Source organism: Jiella endophytica, assembly GCF_004519335.1.
GTDB classification, from domain to species: domain Bacteria; phylum Pseudomonadota; class Alphaproteobacteria; order Rhizobiales; family Rhizobiaceae; genus Jiella; species Jiella endophytica.
The window spans coordinates 47310-64398 of the sequence record NZ_SOZD01000002.1 but is presented as its reverse complement, the minus strand read 5'-3'; the positions used below and the strand labels follow the sequence as shown (position 1 = coordinate 64398).

Sequence of the window (17089 nt, the reverse complement as noted above, 5' to 3'; positions counted from 1 at the left end):
TGCCTTGCTCACGGACGCTTCTCCCGGCCTGCGGCCCTTTCGGTGAGGCGCTGCGTGACCATCGCCGCGATCCGCTTTGCTTCCTCGGGAGGCGTATAGTCATAAGGCTCGAGCGAGCCCGCAAAGCGCCGGGTCAGGCCAAGGGTCTCCGACATGTCGGCGTGATAGCGCTCGAACTTGTCCAGATGCGGATTGGCCGGACGGTGGGCGAGGTCGAAGGCGTAGACCGGCTTGCCCGTCGCCAGTGCCTCGCAGAGCATCGTCACTGAATCCTTCGTGACGATCAGCGCGTCGGCCGCGGCGAGATAGTCGCGAAACGGATTGTCGCCCTTCCGGTCCCAGATCACGATCTTCTCGTCGCCGATCGCCGCGAGCCGCTCCTGCAGCGAGGCGGGCGAACGGCGCGACGTGGAGACCAGCACTGTCCAGCCGCCGGCGGCAAGGTCGCGGATCGCCGCGACCAGCCTGTCGATGGTGGCCTCGTCATAGAGATAGGCCTTGTTCGGGCCGCCAACGAGAATGGTGGCGATGCGGGCATTGCCGGGTGCAAGGCGGGCGCGGGCCGAGGGGCGGCGCTCGGCCATTTCCTCCGGATCGACCCGGTGCGGCACGCCGATCACCGGATGCAGATGAGGCTTCTTCTCGCGCTCCGGCGTCCAGTCGTGGCGCGACACGAAGGCAAGGTCGTAGCGGTCCTCATAGGCGGGCTGCGGCCCTGCAAGATGGACGGTGAGCGGCCGTTTTCGGCAGAGCCTTGCGATCAGCATCGTGTGGCTGAGCGCCTTGCCGCCGCAGGAGATGATGACGTCGGGCTGGCGGCGGGTGAGAAGATCGCGAAAGTGCGAGATCGTCGGCTTCAGCCAGCGAAATTCCTTGCGCACGGTGATGACGTGCGGCTCGGGATCGATGAAGCGCGCGACGCCGAGGCACTGGGTCAGCGTGCCGGCCTTGGTCTCGCTGACCGTCCAGACATGGAACCGCGGTTGAGCGTCGGGCGGCGTCACGGAGCGCTCCACAGGCGGATGCCCGATTCGGCGGCGAGGTCGGCTTCGCTGGTCGCAAGCCTTCGGTCGCTCGCAAGGGCGGTGAGGACGGCGCGGTCTTCGTCGACCTGCCGGCGCCGGCGGCCGAGCTCGTCGTAGGAATGCCCGACCTTGGAAAGCGAAATGCCGGAGAGGACGATCTCCGGCACGCCGAGCAGCAGCCCGTAGCAGGCCATGGCGACGCCGTTGGTCACCTTGCCGAGGTCGCCGATCGCATCCAGCGAGACGCCGCTGACCTCCAGCACCACCTGTTCGCGGTCGCGCCGGCGCAGGGGCTTGACCTTGCCGATATGGTCGTAGGGCTTGCCGATCAGGAGCAGCGGCAGGACGAGGGTCGGAACGGTGTGGATCCACAGGAGAAGCCGGGTGTCGGTGTGGCGATGCTCTTCCCAGGACTTCTTCTTGGCACGCACGGTGAGGTCGGCCCTGCCGTAGCCCATCGCCTGGGCGGTGCGGCCGGCATTGTTGATGTCGATCCGGGCATGGGTGTCGAAGATGGCTCCGGGAACCGTCGGCTCCGGCGCGGAGCCGAGGATCAGCCAGGGCTTTTCCAGGATGCCCAAGGGCTTCAGCCATTTCCTGTGGGTGGCGACGAACTGTGACAAATGCGGTGCTGACATCGGGACGCTAGCTGTTGTCGAAGGCGCCGTTTACCGCACCCTTGGCATGGACGAAAGCTTCGGAATTCTTGCGCTGCCAGCTCTTGGCGGTCCAGATCGCCGAATCCTCGCCGAATTCGTGATCGGCGAAGGAGAGCGGCATCTGCGCTGTCGACAGTTCACCCTTGGCTTCCATCGCCTCGACGATGCGCACGATGGCGATCTGGTCGACATGGTAGCGCGGATGCATCGACAGGATCGCGGCGATCGCCCGGCCGAGCCGATCGGCAAAGCGAATGCCGGCCTCGCTTGGCCGGATCGCCAGGGCGCTTGCCAGAACGCGGCGGACCGACTTTTCCCCCGGCCGCTTGATCAGCCGGACGTCCTCCTCGCCGGCAATCGCCTCGAAGGCCGGGCTGACCGGCGCGCGTGCGATGCCGTCGACATCGAGGCAGAGGACGCTCGAGCGGGTGGCAGAAAGGATCAGCGGTGCAACAAGGAATCGCACGGCGGCATAATAGATCGTCGGATAGGCCGGAAGCTTCGCGAACGCGCCATCGTCATAGGTGAAGGTGAGCTCGACCGTCGACAGCGAGGATGCCAGTGCTTCAATGTCGGCGAGGGCCTCCGGCGAGGGTTCGCAGAGATGCAGATGGAAGCGCTCGGGCGAGCCGATCGCCTCGATGGAGCGCAGGAACGTCCGGGCGAATTCCCAATAATAGAGCTCGTTGCAGGCGGCGAGCAGAACCGTTGAGCCATCCGTGGATGAAAGAGTGCCCTGAAGGCTCTGGCGAAAGGCGTCGAACTCCCGGCGATATGCCGTCTCCTTCGCCATGGCCCGGGAGGTCGCCCGCTCGATTCGCCAGCGCATCAGCGGCGAGTGACGCTTCTTCCTGATGACGACCGGCGGCGACAGATCCATTCACGGCTCCCGAGCGGCCGCGCCGGCCGATCGCCGACACCCGCAGATTCTGGCCCTCATTCCGGGCCTGGGCTCATCTTAGGCTGCCGTCCGGCAGCTCTCTCCCCCGACAGATGCCGGGCGCATCCTGGGCAGCGGCGCGGCTCGCAACCCGGTGAGGCGGCGCGCCCGTCGCCCTAGCATCAAAGAAAACTGCGCGCCATCGGCCGGCTTGATCTGGCGCAAGGACCCCGGCGGAAATCGGGCTCTTGAAACCATTCGTCACGCGCCGCCGCGAGCCTGCCACTTTCAACGGACGCCCAGTTGCTAAGTCCGGCTTCAAGTGGCGCCCGCTTCTTGCTAGAGCATGCGCAAACGGAAAGGAAAGATCGCAATGTCCATCGATACCGCCCGCGTCTTCATCGGCTTCGACACCAAGGAGGTGGTCGCCTACCATGTGCTCGCCCAGAGCATTCTGGAAAATTCTTCGATGCCGGTGGAGTTTTCTCCAATCGTTCTAAAGAACCTGGAGGGGATCTTCACCCGCGAGCGCAACAATCTGCAGTCCACCGAATTTTCCTTCTCGCGCTTCCTGGTGCCGGCGCTCTCGAACTTCGAGGGCTGGAGCCTGTTCATGGATTGCGACATGATGCTGCGCGCCGACATTTCCGAACTTTGGAAGCTGCGCGACGACCGCTACGCCGCGATGTGCGTCAAGCACGACTACGTGCCGAAGATCGAGACGAAATTCCTCGGCCAGACCCAGACGAAATACGAGAAGAAGAACTGGTCGAGCGTCATCCTGTTCAACAACGCCAAGTGCCGCGCGCTGACGCAGGACTATGTGAACAGCGCCACCGGGCTGCAGCTCCACCAGTTCAAGTGGCTGGAGAACGACGATCTGATCGGCGAGCTGCCGAGGGAATGGAACTGGCTGGTCAACGAATACGACTACAATCCGAACGCGAAGAACGTCCATTTCACCGATGGTGGGCCGTATTTCGAGGACTACAAGGACTGCGACTATGCCGACGAATGGTTCGCTGCGCGCGAGCGCACGCTGTTCGTCCAGCAGCGGGCCTGACTGCGTCCGGCCGCGGACCGGCACCGCAGATCCTGATCCCTCTCGCCGGCCGCGTGACGCGCGGCCGGCTTCGCATGTGAGGACCTTTCATGCCGCAAGAGACGAAAGCGCTGCCGGAGGACGCGGCCGGCTGGGCCGGCTTCTTCTCGCGCTTCGCGACCATCCTTCTCGTCGCCAACAGCGAGGCCGCCGATGTCGCGGCATTGCGCAAGGCCTATCCCGACCGCGTGCTCTTCGTCTTCTTCAACAAGGTCTACAAGGTTCTGTCGGGGCCCTTCGACGGCGACAGCCTTCTGGTCGCCCGGTCGAGCCCGGCCGGCGCCAACATCGTCCATCGCCGGGAAGTCGAGGCGGTCTGCAGCCATTTTCCCGGACCGAAATTCAACGGCATCCTGAACATCAAGGCCATTCCCGCCGAGCGGCTGAGCGAGGCGGCGGAGTTCGGCGACCGGCCGGTCGGTCATCTCGACCTGTCGGAGCATTTCGCCGGCTTCTACCCGCCGGACTACGCGCCGACCACCGGTTTCGCGCTGGCGCTGTGGCTCACTGAGGCCTGTCCCGATGCGAGGGTCGTTCTCGCAGGCTTTTCGGCCGAGCGCTCCGACCGCTGGAAGCTCTTCCACGACCACGACTGGACCTTCGAACAGATCGTCTTGCGGCTGATGGCCCGCTCCGGGCGCATCGAGACGACGGGGACGACGTCGCCCACGCCGCTCGATGCCATCGCCGCGCGGTTTCCGGGCGTCGATCGCGAGGAGATCGCGCTGGTCGCCTGCGAGGTTCTGGCGGCGAGGCAGGAAGGCACCAACCGCTCGGTCGACCGGCTGTTCTCGGTCGTCAAGCCGCTGACCGGCATCGATGGCTTCCTGCGCCGGCTGAAGCCGAAGACCCGCAAGGCGAAGCTCGCCGAAACGAGGAAGTGACAGAGCAGCCCCTCCTTCACGCAATCGTCACGTCGCGATCCCGTGGCAAGGACGTATCTGGAGGTATCCTCGATATCGGCCAAGCCAGCGGGAGGGGAGCGGGCGGTGATGGACGACGGCAGCGACATCGGCGCGACGCATCGGCCGGGGCGTGACGACGGCCGCAAGGACCAGACGCTCGCCTTCTTCGACGGCCTGCCGGTCGAGACCGATTTTGCCCGTCTCGCCGACCCGGCGGTCTATCACCCGCTGCCGGAAGGCTGGCTGGTGGGGCTTGCCGATATCGAGCGCTCCACCGAGGCGATCGGCGAGGGGCGCTACAAGGCGGTGAACACCGTCGCCGCGGCGGTGATCGCGGCCGTCGCCAACCGGATCGGCGGCGGCGACTTTCCTTTCGTCTTTGCCGGCGACGGGGCGAGCTTCGCGCTGCCGCCGGACCATGCCGCGGTCGCCCGTGAGGCGCTCACAGGCGTCGCCGGCTGGGCGCGCGATGCCTTCGGCTTTCACCTGCGCACCGCGCTCCTGTCGGTCGAAACGATCCGCGAGCGGGGTCGCGAGGTCAGCGTGGCGCGCTTTGCCGCCTCGCCGGACGTCGCCTACACGATGTTTTCCGGCGGCGGCGTCGCCTTTGCCGAAGCCCGGATGAAGGCCGGCGAGTACCGGCTCGATCCAGCGGCAGGAGACGCCGCGCGGCCGGATCTCACGGGCCTTTCCTGCCGCTTCTCGCCGATCGAGGCGCGGCACGGCGTGATCCTCTCGCTCATCGCCTTTCCGGCGGAGACCGTCGCCCCGGCGCGCTTTTCCGCCGTTGCAGGCGACATTCTGGCGCTTGCCGCAACCGCCGCCGACGCCGGCAGGCCGGTGCCGGAGGAGGGGCCGAAGCAGCGCTGGCCGACGGCCGGGCTGATGCTCGAGGCGCGCACGGCCGCAGCGCGCGTCGGGAGGGCTTTATGGCTGTCGACGGTAATCGTCGCGATCCGCTCGCTGCTGGCCCATCTGACCTTCGTCCTCGGCCTCAGGGTCGGCGGCTTCGAGCCGGCGCGCTACCGCTCGCAGCTCGTGCGCAATACCGATTTCCGCAAGTTCGACGACGGGCTGAGGCTGACCCTCGACTGTTCGGATGCCGTCGCCGACGCGATTGCAGAGCGGCTGGCGCGCGCCGAAGCAGACGGCATCGTCCATGCCGGGCTGCATCGGCAGAGCGCGGCGCTGATGACGTGTTTCGTGCCGACCGCCAGCCGCTCCGATCACGTCCACTTCGTCGACGGCGCGATGGGCGGCTATGCCGCCGCCGCCGCGATGGCGCTGAAGAAGCGCGGGCGGGAAGCGGTCGCCGGCTGACGGCTGCCCGGCGTGCGCGCCTTGCCGTCAGGCGAAGCGGTCGGCCCTGGCGAAGGCCGAGCGAAGGGCGATGGCCGCAAAGAGCGCCGAGGCGATGGCGTTCCAGCCGGCGAAGGAAAGGCCGAGGAAGCGGCCCGCCGCCTCGTCGCAGGAGGGCGGATGCACCGCGTCGATGTCGGCGAGGAGGTCGCCTGAGGAAAGGTCGCCGCCGCCGACCTGGGCGCAGCCCGTCGGCCCCGGCCAGAAGTGCCACTCGACGCCAGCGTGATAGACGGCCAGCCCCAGCGACACCAGCATGATCAGGCCGACGAGGAAGATCAGCCCGCGGGTGATCGGCGCCGGCGCGCGGCCGGCCGCCAGCACGAGGGCAACGAGGGCGATCGGCACGCCGACATAATAGGGAATGCGCTCGGTGAGACACAACGCGCAGGGGATGTAGCCGCCGACATACTGGAACAAGAGCGCCGAGCCGACGGTGACCGCCATGCCGGCGAGGAGGAAGCCGGAGGCGAGCACCTGGCGAAAGCCGGTCGGCCGGCGGACGAGATCGGAAACAGCCATTGGCCGGTGCCTCACATCAGGTAGCGGATCACGACGAAACCGCCGATCAGCAGGATCATGAAGAGGGTGAAGAGAAGACCGAGATTCTTCTCGATGAAGCCCCTGATCGGCGGTCCGTAGCGATTGAGCAGGAAGGCGACGAGGAAGAAGCGCGCGCCGCGGCCGACGATCGAGACGAGGGTGAAGACGAGAAGGTTCAGCCCGGTGACGCCGGAGAAGATGGTGATCACCTTGTAGGGGAACGGCGTCAGCGCCGCGACCAGCACCGCCCAGCCGCCCCAGGCATTGTAGCGCGCCGCCAGTTTCTGGAACGCCTCGGCCTTGCCGTAGAAGCTGAGGATCGGCTGTCCGACCGCGTCGAAGAACAGCGCGCCGATCGCGTAGCCGAGAAAGGCGCCGAGAACGGAGCCGATGGTCGAGATCAGCGCGATGCGGATCCACTTCCTCCGCTCGGCGATCACCATCGGGATGATCAGCGCATCCGGCGGGATCGGAAATACCGAACTCTCGACGAAGGCCACGGCACCGAGCGCGGTTTCGGCATGGCGGGTGGCGGCAAGCGACATGACCCAGTCGTAGAGGCGGCGCAGCATGGATGATCGGTCCGGGCTCTGGCGGTGGGACGATGCAAGGCGGGCCGGATGCGCTTAGGCCGAAGTCGGCGCGAGCGCAATCCCGCGCCGCATGCCGGGCAGGGCCGTTCACTCAATCGGGAAGAGGCAAGCCGTCAAAGATCCGGGCGAGGGTCGGCATCGCGAGGCGGTGCGATGTAGTCCGCCTTAAGAGGAGCGGAAAGCACTCTTCGTCGGAACGACGGCACGAAGCACCTGCATTGCGCGGACCGGACGGAGCATCCCATCGCTGCAGGAACGAGACGAGCGACCGCGCCGAAAGACCAAGGGCGAAAGCTCGCCCGCGATATCGTTCGTGGCCGTCTTTACGGCGAGGCGGCGCTTGTGCCATTGAGGCGGGCGCGATCGTCACGTCGCCCGGCGCTTTGCCGGGCAAACTGCGGGTGTGGCGGAATGGTAGACGCGACGGACTCAAAATCCGTTTCTGGTGACAGAGTGTCGGTTCGAGTCCGACCACCCGCACCATTTTCACAATGCAAGCATGGCGGGCCGTGCCGTCGAAACGCAGGGATTTTTTCGAACGGCCTCATGGGCCTTCGGTAACGCGTTCCGAGCGGGCGGGAGCCTCGTGCTTCCTCCCCGACCGTGCCATGAAATTCTTGCCGTCACATTCGATAGCCGGGCTTTTTGTAGAGCGAGGCATCCTTGCCGATGATGTCCGGCTCGTAGACCATCTCGCGCCAGTCGTCGGAACGGACCTCTTCGAAGCCGACGGAGACGGAATCCACTCCGCAGTTCAGGATGCTCGTGACCTGCCGCGTGATGGCCTCCGCCAGTTCGGTCTTTTGATCCTCGGATTTGCCAGGCCAGAGTTTCACGACGACATGCGGCATGTGGTTTTCCTTTTTTAAGAGCGGTGGCCGGGCTTCACCAGGGCTGGTTCGCCGGCCCGACCGTGAACTCGTTGACGGTCGTATCTTCCGGCAGATCGAGAGCAAAGGCTACGACATCTGCGATCCGTTCCGGCGAGATGCCGAATTTTTCGTAGAGGCCGTGCATCGCCTCGGCAGCCTGTCCGTCGGTGATCGTGTCCAGGAGTTCTGTCCTGATCGCGGCGGGATAGATCGTTGCCGTGCGGATGTTCGTCCCTTCCATGGCTGACTCCATGCGAAGAACTTCCATGAATTCGCGCACGAACCATTTCGTCCCGCCGTAGACGGCGCCATTCGGGTAGGCTTTCAGCCCGGCAACCGACGATGTCGCGATCACCTGTCCCGATTTCTGCTCGATGAAAGTCGGCAGGACCGCCGCCACGCCGTTGAGGACTCCCTTGATGTTGACGTCCACCATCCGGTTCCACTCATCGGTCTTCAGCGCGGAAACCGGCGAACTCGGCATCAGGCCGGCATTGAGAAAGATCGCGTCGACGCCCCCGAACGTCTCCTTGGCCAATCTGACGATTTCGTCGTTGTCGGACTGTCGCGTGACGTCCATTTCCTGAAAGACGGCCTCGCCGCCAGCCTCAACGATTGCCCCGGCGATTTTCGCGAGTCTGTCCCGACGTCGCGCGCCGAGGACGACCTTGGCGCCCTCCTTGGCGAGCCGTTTTGCCGCCGCTTCGCCGATGCCCGAGGACGCTCCGGTGATGATCACCACTTTGTCTTTGATCATGATCGCAAATTCCCGATGGTCTGGTGGCAGCGCCTATGCGCCATACTGTTCGTCAGTGACCTTCTCCATCCATTCCACCGGCGAGCCGTTGAGCTTCTCCTGAATGGCGATATGCGTCATCGCCGTGGTCGGGGCGGCACCGTGCCAGTGCTTTTCTCCCGGCTCGAAGTAGACGACGTCACCTGCATGGATGTCTTCGATCGGTCCGCCTTCACGCTGGATCCGGCCGCAGCCGAAGGTGACGATCAGGGTCTGGCCCAGCGGGTGGGTATGCCAGGCGGTGCGTGCACCGGGCTCGAAGGTGACCATGGCGCTCGCTACGCGCGCCGGTTCCGGCGGGCTCATCAAAGGGTCGATGCGCACGGTGCCCGTGAAGTAGTCGTCCGGAGCTTTGCCAGAGGGTTGCGAGCCGTTGCGTTTGATATCCATCGAGAAACTCCATCTCGTCGATTGCCGCGTCCAGTTCGGTGGCGCTGTCGGCAATGGAGATAGTTGGTTTCGCCAGGCACGATTAGCCCGTATAATCTGATTGGACCCATTAGCAGGGCTAATCAATGTTGGCCGAAAACCTGAACGACCTCGCGGCCTTTCTCGCCGTGGCGCGCGAACGCAGCTTCACCAAGGCCGCGGCGAAACTCGGCGTGACGCAGTCGGCGCTCAGCCAGACGATTCGCAATCTGGAGACGCGACTTGGTCTGCGCCTGCTGACGCGAACGACGCGAAGCGTCGCTCCCACGGAAGCTGGCGAGCGCCTCGCGAAAACCCTCGGAACGCGTCTGGACGAGATCGAAGCCGAACTCTCGGCGTTGAACGAACTGCGCGAAAGACCGGCGGGTGCGATCCGGATCACTGCCGACGAGCATGCCGCCAACCGGGTCCTCTGGCCGGCACTCGCGCGCTTCCTTCCGCGATATCCCGACATCAAGGTGGAGATCGTCATCGACTTCGGTCTCACCGACATCGTGTCGGGGCGGTACGATGCCGGGGTGCGCAACGTCGAACTGGTGGCCAAGGACATGATCGCGGTACCCATCGCGCCGCCCATGCGGATGGCGGTCGTCGGCAGCCCCGGTTATTTTGCAGAGAGGGCGCGCCCCACCGTGCCGGAGGAGTTGACCGCGCATTCCTGTATCAATCTCCGCCTGCCGACGCATGGCGGGCTCTACGCGTGGGAATTCGACAAGAACGGTCGCGAGATGCGCGTGCGCGTGGATGGTCAAGCCGTCTTCAACAGTGTCGCTCTTCTGGTCCGGGCAGCGCTAGACGGCATCGGTCTCGCCTATGTTCCGGAAACCGAGGTTGAGCCATATCTCGAGAGTGGTCAGCTCCTTCGCGTACTGGAAGACTGGTGTGAGCCATTTTCCGGCTATCACCTCTATTATCCGAGCCGCCGCCAGCAATCGCCCGCCTTCGCCTTGATGGTCGAGGCGCTACGCGCTGCTCGACATGAGGCATTGACTACTATTTAGACCCTGCCTAAAGTGAGGGCAGATGAGGCCCTCAGCGGGCCGAGCGGCAAGTGAGCCCCGTTGGACGTCTCCTGGACGTCGCGGGGCTTTTTGTGTTCAGGCGGGGAATTTGCGTTGTCCTCGAGAGTTTCGGCCATTCCGGTCACCTTGCTGTTTTCCGCCGCCGGACCCTATGCGGATCTCGGCCGGGAAGCCGTCGCCGGGGCGCTTGCCGGGATCGCCGAGATCAACGGACGGGCGGATCTCGGCGTGCGCCTGCGTCCGGTCCTTGCCAATCCGAAGGGGCATGACCGGCGCTATGCGGAACTCGCCGAGCGCGCCATCCGCGACGGCTCCCGCCACGTCGTCGGTGCGATCACCTCCTCGGCGCGCAAGGAGATCGTCCCGGTGGTGGAGCGCCATGACGCGCTGCTCTGGTACGCCTTTCCCTATGAAGGCTACGAGGCGAGCGAGCACGCGCTCTATTTCGGCGCCTGTCCGAACCAGCATCTGCTGCCGCTGTTCGACTATCTGCTTCCCCGCTACGGGGCGAAGCCCTTCGTCGTCGGCTCCAACTACATCTGGGGCTGGGAAATCGCCCGGATCGCCCGCGAACTCGTCGAGGCGAAGGGTGGCGCGCTGCTCGGTGACCGCTATCTGCCTCTCGGCCATACCGCCTGTGGCCACCTGATCGCCGAAATCCGCCAGGAGAGGCCGGACTTCATCCTCTCCAATCTCGTGGGCGAGAGCCTGCACGCGTTCCTGCGGGCCTATCACGCCCTCGGCCTCGAGGACGACGCCTTCCGGCCGGAAAACCGCCCCGTCGTTTCCTGCAACGCGACCGATTGCGACCTCACAGTGCTCGGGCGAGCAGCGGACGGGCATATCACCACCTCGACCTATCTTGATGCGCTCGACACGGCCGGGAACCAGGCCTTCAAGGGCCGGATGGCCGAGCGGCTGGGAGACGGCAAGGCGATCTCGTCCTGTTTCGCCGCCGCCTATTCGGCGGTGCTGGTGCTCGGCACCGCCATCGCCGAGGCAGGCGGCGACGACCCGGCCTTGGTACGCGAGATCGTCACCTCGCGCCGGTTCGAGACGCCGCTCGGCGACCTCAGCGTCGATCCACGAACCCACCATGCCGGCCTGACGCCCCATCTGGCGCGGGCCGGGGCCGACGGACGGTTCCATCTTCTGGAGGATACGGCCGGCAGGGGCACCGGCCCTGTCGCGGCCGATCCCTATCTCGCCGGGGCCGCGGCGCGCGCCGCACTGACGCCGCGATCGGCGGCACAGGCGCAACCCGCATCGCTTGCCAGGGGTCTGAGGGTGGTGAAATGAGCGGTTTCAAGCGCCTCGAACTCGCCGGCTGGCAGGCCGTGATCCTGCATCGGCCGCATCCATCGGTCGACGCGCTGATGCGCCAGCTCGCCATGCTGCACATCGATGCCCGGCTCGTCTGGCCGCAGCTCGACGAGGCCGATGCGGGCGCCGACGTCGTCTTCTTCGATGCCGACAGCGGCCACGACGGCCAGTTCCCCTGGACCGCAGGCCTTGCGCCGATGCCGATGATCGCCCTCGTCGGAACGGAAGCGCCGGGCCGCATCGAATGGGCGCTGTCGCAAGGCTCCACCGCGCATCTTTTGAAGCCGATCGGGTCCTCCGGCGCCTATTCGGCGCTGCTCGTCGCGGCCCACAGCCATGGCGTCGTGCGCCGCAAGAGCGACGACATCCGCCATCTCGAGGATCGGCTGCAGCAGCGGCCGGCGGTGGTCGGGGCGGTGCTCAGGCTGATGCAGGGCGGCGAGCGCGACGAGGCTGCCGCGATGAAGACGCTGCGCAGCATCGCGATGACCTGGCGCATGACGATCGAGGAAGCGGCCGAAACGATCTGCCGGGACGACGCGCCGGCCAGCCGCCGCGGGGCATGAGCCGTCGGCGCCTGGACGCAGGGACAGAAAAGGAGACGATCAGGTGTCAGCAACGGAAGGGTTCGCGCCCTATGGCGAGTATCGGACATGGTACCGCATCACCGGCGACCTCAACTCAGGCAAACCGCCGCTCGTCGTCGTCCATGGCGGCCCGGGCTGCACCCACGATTATGTCGATTCCTACAAGGACGTCGCGACAAGCGGCCGGGCGGTCATCCACTACGACCAGGTCGGCAACGGCCGATCCACCCATCTGCCGCAGAAGGGGGCGGACTTCTGGACCGTCGACTTCTTCAAGGCCGAACTGCACAATCTGATCGATCATCTCGGCATTCGTCAGAGCTATTGCGTGCTCGGCCAGTCCTGGGGCGGCATGCTCGGCGCAGAGTTCGCCGTCGACCGGCCGGCGGGGCTGAAGGCCCTCGTCATCGCCAACTCCCCGGCCGCGATGAAAACCTGGGTCGCCGAGGCGAACCGGCTGCGCGAGGCGCTTCCCGGCGGTGTCCACGAGACGCTGCTGAAGCACGAGACGGCCGGCACCACCGAGAGCGAGGAATACCAGGCGGCGACCGACGTCTTCAATCGCAACCATGTCTGCCGCATCGTGCCGATGCCGCCAAAGGTCCAGTACACCTTCGACCAGATCGCCTCAGATCCGACCGTCTATTTCACCATGAACGGTCCGAACGAATTCCACGTCGTCGGCTCGATGAAGGACTGGTCTATCGTGGGCCGGCTCGGGACGATCGACGTTCCGGTCTATCTCGTCTCCGGGCGCCACGACGAAGCGACCCAGGCCTGCGTCACGCCGTATCTGGAAGAGATCCCCGACGTGCGCTGGACGGTGTTTGGCGCCTCCTCGCACATGCCGCATGTGGAGGAGCGTGCGGCCTGCATGGCGGCGGTCTCGGCCTTTCTCGACGAGAAGGCCGGTTGAACGCCGCGCCCGAAACCACGGGTGTGGCGTCGATCGCCGCCGCGCCCGCCACTTCGAAACCCCACCAACAGGAACGGCAAGCATGAGCGCAACGCTTCAGCGTCTGAAAATCACGTCGACCCTCCTCGCCGCCGGGCTTCTCGCCCAGACCGCGCTTGCGGGGGTCGCCTCGGCACAGGACCGGAAATCGCTGCTCGAAGAGCACAGCGGCGGAACGATGATCCTCTCGGCGGTCTCCGCCGCCGGAACGATCGACCCGCAGGTCAACTACACCGCTGAGTTCTGGCAGATCTTCCAGATGACCTATGACGGTCTGGTCAAGTTCAAGCAGGCCTCGCGGTCCGAGGGCTTCGAGATCGTCCCGGACCTCGCCGAGGCCATTCCGGAGCCCCAGGATGGCGGCAAGACCTATGTCTTCAAGCTGCGCAAGGGCATCAAGTTCGCCGACGGCTCCGACGTGACGACGAAAGACGTCGTCGCCTCCTTCCAGCGGATCTTCAAGATCCACGGCCCGACCTCGGGCAGCTTCTACAACAACATCGTCGGCGCCGATAAGTGCCTTGCCGATGCCGAGAACTGCACGCTGGACGGCGGCATCGTCGCCGACGAGGATGCCGGCACGATCTCCTTCCATCTGATGCAGCCGGACTCCGAATTCTTCGACAAGCTCGCCGTCCCCCATGCGACGATCCTGCCGGCCGGCACCCCGGCGACGGATGCGGGCACCTCCTTCATCCCGGGCACCGGCGCCTACATGATCGAGAGCTACGATCCCAACGACAAGATGGTCCTGAAGCGCAATCCGCATTTCGAGGAGTGGAGCGTCGAGGCCCAGCCCCAGGGCTTTCCCGACGAGATCGTCTACCGCTTCGGCATGAAGGAAGAATCGGCGATCAATGCCATCCAGAACGGCCAGGTCGACTGGATGTTCGATCCGCCGCCGGCCGACCGTCTCAACGAACTCGGCACGCAATATGCCGACCAGGTTCACGTCAATCCGCTGGCGGCCTTCTGGTATGCGCCGATGAACACCAATCTGGCTCCGTTCGACAATGTGAAGGTGCGCCAGGCGGTGAACTTCGCCATCGACAGGAATGCCCTCGTCAACATCTATGGCGGCCCGGTGCTCGCCCAGCCGACCTGCCAGATCCTGCCGCCGGACTTCCCCGGCCATGTCGACAGCTGCCTCTATTCGAAGGACCCCGGCACCAGCTGGTCGGCGCCCGACATGGAAAAGGCCAAGCAGCTCGTCGAGGAAAGCGGCACCGCCGGCCAGAAGGTGACCGTCGTTGCGGAAGACACCGCGACGTCCCGCGCCGTCGGCACCTATCTGCAGAGCGTCCTGTCGGAGCTCGGCTATAACGCCACGATGCAGGCGATCTCGCCGAACATCCAGTTCACCTACATCCAGAACACCGACAACAAGGTGCAGATTTCGGTGTCGCAGTGGTTCATGGATTATCCGCAGGCCTCGAACTTCCTCAACGTGCTCCTGTCCTGCGCCTCCTTCACTCCCGGCAGCGACTCCTCGATCAACATCGCCGGCTACTGCAACAAGGATCTCGACAAGCAGATGGCAGATGCCATGCAGACGGCCGTGACGGATCCCGACGCCGCCAACGAGATGTGGGCGAAGCTCGACAAGGCGTTCATGGAACAGGCGCCGGTGGCGCCGCTGTTCACCCCGAAGAATGTCGACTTCACCTCGAAGCGGGTCGGCAATTTCATCTTCTCCAACCAGTTCCGCTGGGTCATCGACCAGTCCTGGGTGCAGTGAGACGATCAAGTGGAGTGGAGCGCATTCGACATTTGAGTCCCGATCGATGTGGGCTCCGCATCCAATGTCGAGACCAAAGCTCCATTGGCTGAGCAGCCCTCGCGGGACGCCTGCCGTCCCGCGAGACCGGCCCGAAGCGGCAAGCCCCTCCTGCCGATCGTGCGGGTAGAGGGTCGCCCGCAGGGCTTTGCAATCTTTGCCGTGGCGGGTGTGGTTCGCCCCGAGCCCGGTACGGCACCATGAGACAGGATCCCGTCACCATGTCAGACGCAGCGGCAACGCGTCCGATCACAGAAGCCTCCAGCGACGCGGCAAGCGCTCCCGCAAAAGCCGGGCAGAGCCCCTGGAGCCGGGCCTGGCGCATTCTCAGGCGCGACAAGGCCGCGATCTGCGCCTTCGTCGTGATGGTGCTGATCGTCGCGGCTTGCCTCGCGGCGCCGCTCTATGCCGGCTATCTCGCTAAGACCGATCCCTTCCGCTCCAATCTCAGCGGCAGCATCACCGTCGGCGGCGAGAGCATGAAGATCATGCAGGCCTCGACCACCGGCCTCGGCCTCGGGACGACGCCGATCGCGCCGACATGGGAGTGGCAGTACATGCTGGGCGCCGACAACCAGGGCCGCGACGTCGCCGCAAGGCTGCTCTATGGCGGGCGCAATTCGCTGCTCATCGCCTCGGCCGCGACGCTGATCTGTCTCGTCCTCGCCGCCGCCATCGGCACCATCGCCGGCTTCTTCGGCGGCTGGGTCGACATGATCCTGTCGCGGATCCTCGAAGTGCTCTGGGCCTTCCCTGTCTACCTCCTCGCCATCTCGCTCTCGATCGTCCTTCTCACCCAGGAGATCTGGATCGGCCCGTTCCACATCGGCTCAGGCAGCCTCATCCTGCCGATCGTCATCATCGGCATCATCTACGTTCCCTATATCGCGCGGCCGGTGCGCGGACGGGTCCTTTCCCTGCGCGAGAGCGAATTCGTGCTGGCGGCGAGGGGGCTCGGCATCCCGCGCTGGCGGATCCTCGTCAAGGACATCCTGCCCAACGTTACCACGACCTTGATCGTCTACATCCCGATCATGATGGCGCTGAACATCGTCACGGAATCGGCACTCTCCTTCCTGTCGATCGGGGTGCAGCCGCCGGATGCCAGCTGGGGCACGATCATCCAGGACGGTCAGGGGCTGCTCTATACGCGGCCGATGGTGGCGCTGGCGCCGGGCGTCGCGATCGTGCTGACCGTGCTCGCGCTCAACGTCCTCGGCGACAGCGTCCGCGACGCCGTCGATCCGCGCACCAAGCTCCGCTGAAAGGACGTCAGATGGTCTTTTCGATCTTGCAGCGGCTCGGCCAGATGGTCTTCGTGCTCTTCGGCATCTCGGCGCTGGTCTTTCTGATCTTCTTCGCGACGCCGGGCTCTGACCCCGCGGCGCGCATCGCCGGCCGCAACGCGGCGCAGGAGACGGTCCAGGCAATCCGCAAGGATTTCGGCTTCGACCGGCCGCTGCCGGTCCAGTACGCGATCATGATGAAGAAGCTCTTCGTCTCCCGCGACCTGACCTCCTTCGTCAATCGTGGCCTGGAAGTGGTGCCGCAGGTCATGCGCGCCGCGCCGATCACCCTGTCACTGGTCTTCGGTGCCGCCATCCTCTGGGTGGTCGGGTCGATCGCCGTCGGGGTGCTGGCGGCGATGACCCGCGACACGATCATCGACAAGGGCCTGATGATCCTCGCCTTGATCGGCGTGTCGATGCCGGTCTTCTGGCTCGGCGAGCTCCTCAACCTCGTGTCGCAGAGCCGCTTCCACGACAGCTTCCTGTTCTCCTGGGTGCCCGGCCTTGGCTACAAGCCGTTCTTCGACGGGCCGTGGCTGTGGTTCAAGACGCTGGTGATCCCCTGGTTCACCCTCGCCGCCCTCTACATCGGCATCTATGGCCGCGTGCTTCGGGCCAATCTCGTCGAGACCTATCAGGAGGACTACATCCGCACCGCCCGCGCCAAGGGGCTGTCGCCGTCGCGGGTGATGCTGCGCCATGCGCTGCGGATGTCGCTGATCCCCTTCGTGACGATGTTCGGCATGGATTTCGGCGTTCTCGTCGGCGGCGCCGCGCTGCTCACCGAGGTGGTCTTCGGCCTCAACGGCGTCGGCCGCCTGACCTATCAGGCAATGCTCAATCTCGACCTGCCGATGATCCTCGCCACGGTCATGTACGCTTCGTTCTTCGTGGTGGTGACCAATGCCCTCGTCGACATCCTCTACGTCGTGATCGACCCGCGGGTGAGGGGCAACTGACGATGGAACCGCAT

The 17089-nt window shown here is 65.4% G+C and carries 18 protein-coding genes and 1 tRNA gene; 11 read left to right on the top strand and 8 right to left on the bottom strand.

All coding sequences use genetic code 11. From position 1 onward, the window contains the following. Positions 1-8: 8 nt before the first annotated feature. The 3 genes from E3C22_RS24410 to E3C22_RS05405 are packed head-to-tail and all read right to left on the bottom strand — an operon-like array spanning position 9 to position 2564. Positions 9-1004 (bottom strand): mitochondrial fission ELM1 family protein, encoded by a 996-nt coding sequence (locus E3C22_RS24410; protein WP_167591650.1) that lies wholly within the window; start codon positions 1002-1004, stop codon positions 9-11. Further along, a complete protein-coding gene (locus E3C22_RS24405; RefSeq protein WP_167591649.1) occupies positions 1001-1663 on the bottom strand; it encodes a hypothetical protein in 663 nt (220 codons plus the stop codon). Before E3C22_RS24405 ends, E3C22_RS24410 begins: the two co-directional genes overlap by 4 nt. A gap of 7 nt (positions 1664-1670) precedes the next feature. After that, the gene (locus tag E3C22_RS05405) at positions 1671-2564 is read right to left on the bottom strand and encodes a hypothetical protein (protein WP_134761004.1); all 894 of its coding nucleotides are present in this window, start codon (positions 2562-2564) and stop codon (positions 1671-1673) included. Between the two features lie 373 nt (positions 2565-2937). Between E3C22_RS05405 and E3C22_RS05400 the strand changes: the two genes are divergently transcribed. From E3C22_RS05400 to E3C22_RS05390, 3 genes are all read left to right on the top strand, one after another. Then, a complete protein-coding gene (locus E3C22_RS05400; protein ID WP_134761003.1) occupies positions 2938-3627 on the top strand; it encodes a glycosyltransferase family protein in 690 nt (229 codons plus the stop codon). Positions 3628-3716: 89 nt separating this feature from the next. Then, on the top strand, positions 3717-4550 hold the full coding sequence (locus tag E3C22_RS05395; protein ID WP_134761002.1) for a 3-deoxy-manno-octulosonate cytidylyltransferase: 834 nt from the start codon (positions 3717-3719) through the stop codon (positions 4548-4550). 108 nt (positions 4551-4658) lie between these two features. Then, the gene (locus tag E3C22_RS05390) at positions 4659-5891 is read left to right on the top strand and encodes a DUF3095 domain-containing protein (protein ID WP_134761001.1); all 1233 of its coding nucleotides are present in this window, start codon (positions 4659-4661) and stop codon (positions 5889-5891) included. Positions 5892-5918: 27 nt separating this feature from the next. Here E3C22_RS05390 and E3C22_RS05385 read toward each other — a convergent pair whose 3' ends face one another. Both E3C22_RS05385 and E3C22_RS05380 read right to left on the bottom strand, forming a co-directional pair. Continuing rightward, positions 5919-6452, bottom strand: a complete 534-nt coding sequence (locus tag E3C22_RS05385) for a disulfide bond formation protein B (RefSeq protein WP_134761000.1) — start codon at positions 6450-6452, stop codon at positions 5919-5921. An 11-nt stretch (positions 6453-6463) separates the two neighbouring features. Continuing rightward, the gene (locus E3C22_RS05380) at positions 6464-7045 is read right to left on the bottom strand and encodes a YqaA family protein (RefSeq protein WP_134760999.1); all 582 of its coding nucleotides are present in this window, start codon (positions 7043-7045) and stop codon (positions 6464-6466) included. Between the two features lie 418 nt (positions 7046-7463). Here E3C22_RS05380 and E3C22_RS05375 point away from each other — a divergent pair. Beyond that, a tRNA-Leu gene (locus E3C22_RS05375) sits at positions 7464-7549 on the top strand. A gap of 140 nt (positions 7550-7689) precedes the next feature. On the opposite strand, the gene E3C22_RS05370 is transcribed toward E3C22_RS05375, so the two are convergent. From E3C22_RS05370 to E3C22_RS05360, 3 genes are read right to left on the bottom strand one after another with little or no spacing between them, the layout of a single operon-like run. Beyond that, on the bottom strand, positions 7690-7917 hold the full coding sequence (locus E3C22_RS05370; protein ID WP_134760998.1) for a tautomerase family protein: 228 nt from the start codon (positions 7915-7917) through the stop codon (positions 7690-7692). Between the two features lie 34 nt (positions 7918-7951). Next, positions 7952-8680 (bottom strand): SDR family oxidoreductase, encoded by a 729-nt coding sequence (locus E3C22_RS05365; RefSeq protein ID WP_245514804.1) that lies wholly within the window; start codon positions 8678-8680, stop codon positions 7952-7954. Between the two features lie 48 nt (positions 8681-8728). After that, on the bottom strand, positions 8729-9124 hold the full coding sequence (locus E3C22_RS05360; RefSeq protein ID WP_134760996.1) for a (R)-mandelonitrile lyase: 396 nt from the start codon (positions 9122-9124) through the stop codon (positions 8729-8731). Positions 9125-9249: 125 nt separating this feature from the next. Between E3C22_RS05360 and E3C22_RS05355 the strand changes: the two genes are divergently transcribed. From E3C22_RS05355 to E3C22_RS05325, 7 genes are all read left to right on the top strand, one after another. After that, on the top strand, positions 9250-10164 hold the full coding sequence (locus E3C22_RS05355) for a LysR family transcriptional regulator (protein WP_134760995.1): 915 nt from the start codon (positions 9250-9252) through the stop codon (positions 10162-10164). A 114-nt stretch (positions 10165-10278) separates the two neighbouring features. Continuing rightward, a complete protein-coding gene (locus E3C22_RS05350) occupies positions 10279-11484 on the top strand; it encodes a transporter substrate-binding protein (RefSeq protein ID WP_134760994.1) in 1206 nt (401 codons plus the stop codon). Beyond that, complete coding sequence (locus E3C22_RS05345; protein ID WP_134760993.1) at positions 11481-12074, top strand: ANTAR domain-containing response regulator; 594 nt, start codon at positions 11481-11483, stop codon at positions 12072-12074. Before E3C22_RS05350 ends, E3C22_RS05345 begins: the two co-directional genes overlap by 4 nt. Before the next feature lie 43 nt (positions 12075-12117). Continuing rightward, entirely contained in the window at positions 12118-13011 is an 894-nt protein-coding gene (locus E3C22_RS05340; protein WP_134760992.1) for a proline iminopeptidase-family hydrolase, read from the top strand. Positions 13012-13093: 82 nt separating this feature from the next. After that, positions 13094-14788, top strand: coding sequence for an ABC transporter substrate-binding protein (locus E3C22_RS05335; protein ID WP_134760991.1), 1695 nt, complete (start codon positions 13094-13096; stop codon positions 14786-14788). Between the two features lie 260 nt (positions 14789-15048). Next, positions 15049-16092: an ABC transporter permease gene (locus E3C22_RS05330; RefSeq protein ID WP_134760990.1), complete on the top strand. Its 1044-nt coding sequence runs from the start codon at positions 15049-15051 to the stop codon at positions 16090-16092. An 11-nt stretch (positions 16093-16103) separates the two neighbouring features. Further along, a complete protein-coding gene (locus E3C22_RS05325) occupies positions 16104-17075 on the top strand; it encodes an ABC transporter permease (RefSeq protein ID WP_134760989.1) in 972 nt (323 codons plus the stop codon). The last annotated feature ends 14 nt before the right edge of the window (positions 17076-17089 follow it).

What these genes read in the sequence shown, in the direction of transcription:
- E3C22_RS05370 (WP_134760998.1), bottom strand. Translation starts at nt 7,917, where the DNA reads ATGCCGCATGTCGTCGTGAAACTCTGGCCTGGCAAATCCGAGGATCAA.
- E3C22_RS05390 (WP_134761001.1), top strand. Translation starts at nt 4,659, where the DNA reads ATGGACGACGGCAGCGACATCGGCGCGACGCATCGGCCGGGGCGTGAC.
- E3C22_RS05380 (WP_134760999.1), bottom strand. Translation starts at nt 7,045, where the DNA reads ATGCTGCGCCGCCTCTACGACTGGGTCATGTCGCTTGCCGCCACCCGC.
- E3C22_RS05395 (WP_134761002.1), top strand. Translation starts at nt 3,717, where the DNA reads ATGCCGCAAGAGACGAAAGCGCTGCCGGAGGACGCGGCCGGCTGGGCC.
- E3C22_RS05345 (WP_134760993.1), top strand. Translation starts at nt 11,481, where the DNA reads ATGAGCGGTTTCAAGCGCCTCGAACTCGCCGGCTGGCAGGCCGTGATC.
- E3C22_RS05360 (WP_134760996.1), bottom strand. Translation starts at nt 9,124, where the DNA reads ATGGATATCAAACGCAACGGCTCGCAACCCTCTGGCAAAGCTCCGGAC.
- E3C22_RS05400 (WP_134761003.1), top strand. Translation starts at nt 2,938, where the DNA reads ATGTCCATCGATACCGCCCGCGTCTTCATCGGCTTCGACACCAAGGAG.
- E3C22_RS24405 (WP_167591649.1), bottom strand. Translation starts at nt 1,663, where the DNA reads ATGTCAGCACCGCATTTGTCACAGTTCGTCGCCACCCACAGGAAATGG.
- E3C22_RS05330 (WP_134760990.1), top strand. Translation starts at nt 15,049, where the DNA reads ATGTCAGACGCAGCGGCAACGCGTCCGATCACAGAAGCCTCCAGCGAC.
- E3C22_RS05385 (WP_134761000.1), bottom strand. Translation starts at nt 6,452, where the DNA reads ATGGCTGTTTCCGATCTCGTCCGCCGGCCGACCGGCTTTCGCCAGGTG.
- E3C22_RS05405 (WP_134761004.1), bottom strand. Translation starts at nt 2,564, where the DNA reads ATGGATCTGTCGCCGCCGGTCGTCATCAGGAAGAAGCGTCACTCGCCG.
- E3C22_RS05335 (WP_134760991.1), top strand. Translation starts at nt 13,094, where the DNA reads ATGAGCGCAACGCTTCAGCGTCTGAAAATCACGTCGACCCTCCTCGCC.
- E3C22_RS05355 (WP_134760995.1), top strand. Translation starts at nt 9,250, where the DNA reads ATGTTGGCCGAAAACCTGAACGACCTCGCGGCCTTTCTCGCCGTGGCG.
- E3C22_RS05325 (WP_134760989.1), top strand. Translation starts at nt 16,104, where the DNA reads ATGGTCTTTTCGATCTTGCAGCGGCTCGGCCAGATGGTCTTCGTGCTC.